The sequence below is a fragment of the Variovorax glacialis genome (assembly GCF_051216375.1).
GTDB lineage: Bacteria > Pseudomonadota > Gammaproteobacteria > Burkholderiales > Burkholderiaceae_C > Variovorax.
Window position 1 is genome coordinate 1 of sequence record NZ_JBPJZT010000047.1, and the last position, 4,330, is coordinate 4,330.

Annotated in this window: 3 protein-coding genes and 3 pseudogenes; 2 read left to right on the forward strand and 4 right to left on the reverse strand. The window is 64.1% G+C overall.

From position 1 onward, the window contains the following. Positions 1 to 240: 240 nt before the first annotated feature. Positions 241 to 930 carry a class I SAM-dependent methyltransferase gene (locus ACSFBL_RS35360; protein ID WP_435520463.1) on the forward strand — a complete coding sequence of 230 codons (690 nt, stop codon included), beginning with the start codon at positions 241 to 243 and terminating at the stop codon, positions 928 to 930. 112 nt (positions 931 to 1,042) lie between these two features. Here the strand turns inward: ACSFBL_RS35360 and ACSFBL_RS35365 are convergent. The 4 genes and pseudogenes from ACSFBL_RS35365 to ACSFBL_RS35380 form a co-directional block, all read right to left on the reverse strand. Then, positions 1,043 to 1,228 (reverse strand): annotated as a pseudogene (locus ACSFBL_RS35365) (IS21 family transposase); the annotation flags it as partial. A 114-nt stretch (positions 1,229 to 1,342) separates the two neighbouring features. After that, entirely contained in the window at positions 1,343 to 2,032 is a 690-nt protein-coding gene (locus tag ACSFBL_RS35370; RefSeq protein WP_435520464.1) for a DEAD/DEAH box helicase, read from the reverse strand. Next, entirely contained in the window at positions 2,029 to 3,138 is a 1,110-nt protein-coding gene (locus ACSFBL_RS35375; protein WP_435520465.1) for a hypothetical protein, read from the reverse strand. Before ACSFBL_RS35375 ends, ACSFBL_RS35370 begins: the two co-directional genes overlap by 4 nt. 255 nt (positions 3,139 to 3,393) lie before the next feature. After that, positions 3,394 to 3,669, reverse strand: a pseudogene (locus ACSFBL_RS35380) (helix-turn-helix domain-containing protein); the annotation flags it as partial. Between the two features lie 200 nt (positions 3,670 to 3,869). Here ACSFBL_RS35380 and ACSFBL_RS35385 point away from each other — a divergent pair. Beyond that, positions 3,870 to 4,085: pseudogene (locus ACSFBL_RS35385) on the forward strand (AMP-binding enzyme); the annotation flags it as partial. Between the last annotated feature and the right edge of the window lie 245 nt (positions 4,086 to 4,330).

The following is a 4,330-nucleotide window of genomic DNA, read 5'->3' on the forward strand; positions in this document are numbered from 1 at the left end:
CCACCCTCAGGCAGTTGCAAATGGTCCGTCGGTCACGTCACCGAAATCATCGGTCACGTTCCCGAATTCGGCGGTCACGATGCCGAAACGGTCGGTCACGCTCTTCCGAAATACGCAGTGGACAACGCTACAGCCAATGCACATCTGAAAATGAGATTCGTCTTATGGACGCCGTGAGGATGGGTGGCGTAAAAGGTGCATTCCGCATAAGCCAAACGCATCCTCGCACGCACTCAATCCATGGATCGATTTGCACACACCACCTCGCTCGCCCCTGCGCTTTCGCAGCACCACTCTTCGCCACAAGAAATCATCTCAAACCTGGGACCCCGCCCGACCGTGGTAGACGTCGGCTGCTTCGGCTGGCGATTCGCCGAGTGCTGCGAACGAGTGCAGGGCCGATACATCGGTGTCGATCGCTCGCCTCCACCCAATCAGCCAACAACCGCGGAATTTGCCAGCATGGAGGGCGCACGGCTGAACGTCTCGAGCGACATCGCCGACTTCTCCGTCGCGACGCACGTCATCGAACACTTGTACGAGCCGGTTGAATTCATTGTGGAGCTTGGTCGGGTCACCCGACCCGGCGGAACCATCTTTTTGGAAGCGCCGAGTGAGCTTTCCACGATGACTCGTTCCTCCGATGACGTCGAGGATCATCGTTTCGATTCTTTCTGGGACGACCCGACACACGTGCGCCCCTATACGCCCGCCGCCCTCTACCGACTCGCGCTATCGGCTGGGATGCGGCCAACCTCCATCGGACGTGGCAACACCGGAGGCATCCCCGTGGCGTATATGACGGCTCGCGTTCCATACAGCGGCTCGATCGGAAGCCGATACGTGACGTTGAAGGAAGTGCCGTATGGATTCAAGGCTGCGGCGCAGGCGATCTGGCCTGATCGCCTCGCGTCCCTGATCGAGCAGTAACCCTCAAGAGTCGCACCTCGGCGTAGTCCTCAACATGAAGATCATGAGAATCGCGTCCGCTCTGCTGGTCGCCTCGCTAAGCCTCGGTGCGACTGCGGGCGTCGCCGCCAAGAGGTGCAGTCCCTCCAGAGCCGGCCGACACCCCGGGGGAATTTGCCGCCGCAGCGCAGAAACGCTTCTGGTATCCGCGGATCGTCTTGCGATCGATACCCGTGACGCGCTCGATCTCCCGTTGGCTCGCTCCGGCGGCCAACAAGGTCCAAATGGTCGTCTGCAAATGCGGCTTCAAGACATTCACTCCGTCACCCCCTCAGTGCTGAGGAGGCAGAAAGTAGCGTCTTGCCCGCAGGTGACACCGGCCGAGGCCGGAGCCGCCTACACCCTCACAGCTCGATGGCTGGGGTGGGGGAATTTACGTGTCGATGGGTGGGGGAGTTTGGGTGTCGTTCGGGGCGCCCACCAGCGCATGCGCCTTCATGGCCGCGGCCAGGTCGCCCGCGTTGTAGTCGCCTGCGGTGATGCGCACGCTGTCGAGCGCCTGGGCAATGGCATCGGCCTTTGGCGCGTAGTAGCGCGCTGGGACGAGGTAGCCTTGCTCGGTGAGCTCGCCGATCGTGGCTGCGCTCACCAGCCGTTGGAACCGCAGGCCCAGCCCTTCGCGCAGCGGCGTGGCGGTCAACCCCAGCACGCGCGCCTCGCCGAGGGACGACAGCACCCGGTCGTGCGTCTGGTGCCAGATGTGGCTCTCGTCGATGATGACCAGCCCGACGCCCTCGGGCACGCCGCGCGTGCGGATGGTCTGCGCCGTGGCGACGAGGATGCGGGCGTACTCGCGCACCGAGTTCTCGCCCTGCAGGAGGCCGACATCGTGGATGCCGTGACGGTGCAGCCGGTCACGCCACTGGGTGCACAGCACCTTGCGCTCCACCACGATCAGCACGCGACACCCGCCGCTGCCACAGTGCTCACCCAGTGCCAGTGCGATCTCGGTCTTGCCGCCACCCGTCGGGCAGTACAGCAGGACCGCACGCGCCCCCTCCCACGCGCGCATGACCTTGTCGAAGGCGCTCGCCTGGTAGGGTCGGAGTTGCAGTGCACTCATGACAGCGTCCCCTCGGATGCAGCTCTCCCGACAAGCTGCGGCGCAGGCCTCCATGCATGCGCGCACCACGCATCGGCATCGCCCCAGGCGCGCATCACGTCGCGTAGTTCGCGCTCCTCGCAATGCGCGTGCGAGCAGTGGAACGTCGGCCACTTTCCGCTGCCGTCGCATTCCCAGATGACCGTTGAAGTCGAACGCGGATCGCTCCTGCTGCTGTGCTCGTCCGCCCAGGGGCAAGCCACCGCGTGCTTGCCGGCGCCGAGCGCGCGGAAGTACGCGTCGTGGGCCTTGAACCACTGCACGATGTCCAGCGTGTCGTAGGCGCCTTGGCCTCGCGGCAGCGGCGCACGGCGAGCCCGCGCGACCGGGAGCGCCCGGACGCCGCCCGCCTGGACACTGGCCACCTGGCAAGCCCGGCGCACGTAGCCCTCGGCCAAGCGCTCCACTTCGCGCGGGCTGACGCCGCGCCAGGGCGACGGGATGCGCACGCTCGCGAGTCGGTGCGGTCGCTCGGTCGTTGGTGACCCACCCTTGCGGTTGGTGGTGCCATACAGCCGCCAGATGCGCGCGGCGTTGCGCACCGGCCGGTCGAACATCACTTCTTCGGTGGTGAAGTCACCCCACAGGCCGCGATACGCCGCATCGAGCATCTCCCGCGTTGCTTCGTTGGCGGGCAGGTGGACTCGGTACAGCGCATGGGTGCCGTTGCCGCTCGTGGCGAGCGCCGGCAAGGGCCAGCCCAGCGAGCTCAGCGCTGCGACCAGGCGACCGCGGGCCTCGGCAGCGAGCGCCAGTTCGGCGTCGCTGCTGGCCACGCCCTTGTCGCGCAGCGGATCGAAGTCGAACGGCAGGCGCACCACCACGGCCATGTCCGCGTCGCACAGCGCATCGCCGCCCATGCCGTTGGGCACCGGCAGGTCAGCACGCGGCCTGTTCAGCGTCGCGTAGAGGTTGCCTACCCCGGCGCGGGCCTCGATGTGCGTTCGCAGCAGCTCCAGACGGTTGAAGGTGCCGGACTGCCACCTGCCGTCGTGCTCGTGGCGCAGCTCGATGACCCCGGCATCGGCCATCGCCAGCGTCAGGTACCGGAAGGCGTCGCCAGTCATGGCCCCCTCCTGGTCAGGGTCGGGCTCCGAAGTGCGGGTGCTTTTGGGGAATCCCACCAGTACGGCTCCCCATACGACCTGAAGGTCTATATACCTCCCCCGATTCGGGGGTAAGCCACTGGTCCCGATTCGGGGGTAATAGAACTCCTACTGGTCCCGATTCGGGGGTAGTACAGAAGCCCATTGCCCCCGATTCGGGGGTAAGGATTTTTTTTACTGGTCCTGATTCGGGGGTAAGGAAATTCGCTCCACTGGTCCCGATTCGGGGCCGCGCTCCTGGATCTCGCGCAGCAACACGGTCGCCGGAATCCATCGCGGCTTGGCCTGTTCGACGCGCATCCGAAGATAGCTCTTGAAATCGTCAAGCTTGCAGGCCCGCGCTTCGCGCGGACCGTACCGCCTCGCCGCTTCATCACGCAGGTATCTGCGCACCGTGTTGCGCGAGCAGTCCAGCTGCCTCGCGATCGCTCTAACGCTCTCGCCCCTTCGGGCCATGACTCGGATCTCCACTGCTTGCTCCTGGGTCAACATCAGCAGCCCCGAAATGGCTGCCATCCTCGCCCAGGTGGGTCAGTTTTACTTCGGCGCAGTGGGTCAGTTTTACATCGGCGCTAACACCTGTCCAAGGGCGCAGTGCTCACGCATCGCAACATCTTGCTGCCGCATCGCTGGCAGGCAGAGTCCGCCACGCATTGATCTCCGCGCCCGTCGTCAAGATGGGTTTGCCGGACGCATACAGGGTTCCGGACGAAAAGCAAGGCGAAGCCATCAAGGTTTTCGTGGTCAGGAGGAACGCTTCACTGACCGAAGACGCGGTCATGCGCTACTGCAACGACCAGCCGACCGGGTACAAACGGCCGAAACACATCGAGTTTCGGGCTGCACTGCCCAAGACGAATGTCGGCAAGGTTTTTCGTCGGCAATTGCGTATGGGTACGCAGATTTGAAGAATCGCGGTCGAGCAAAGTCATCATTGCGTCGGGCCGCCGTGGAAAATTGGAAAACTTGTTCGATTTCAGGAAAACGCCCGAACGCTTGAAAACTCGAAATCGACCGAACGGCCCAATCTAATTGAGCGTCGCAAAGCCAAAAAGCCCAGCCTTTGTGGGGCTGGGCTTTGAGGGGCTGTAAGAGCCTGACGATGACCTACTTTCACACGGGAACCCGCACTATCATCGGCGCTGAGGCGTTT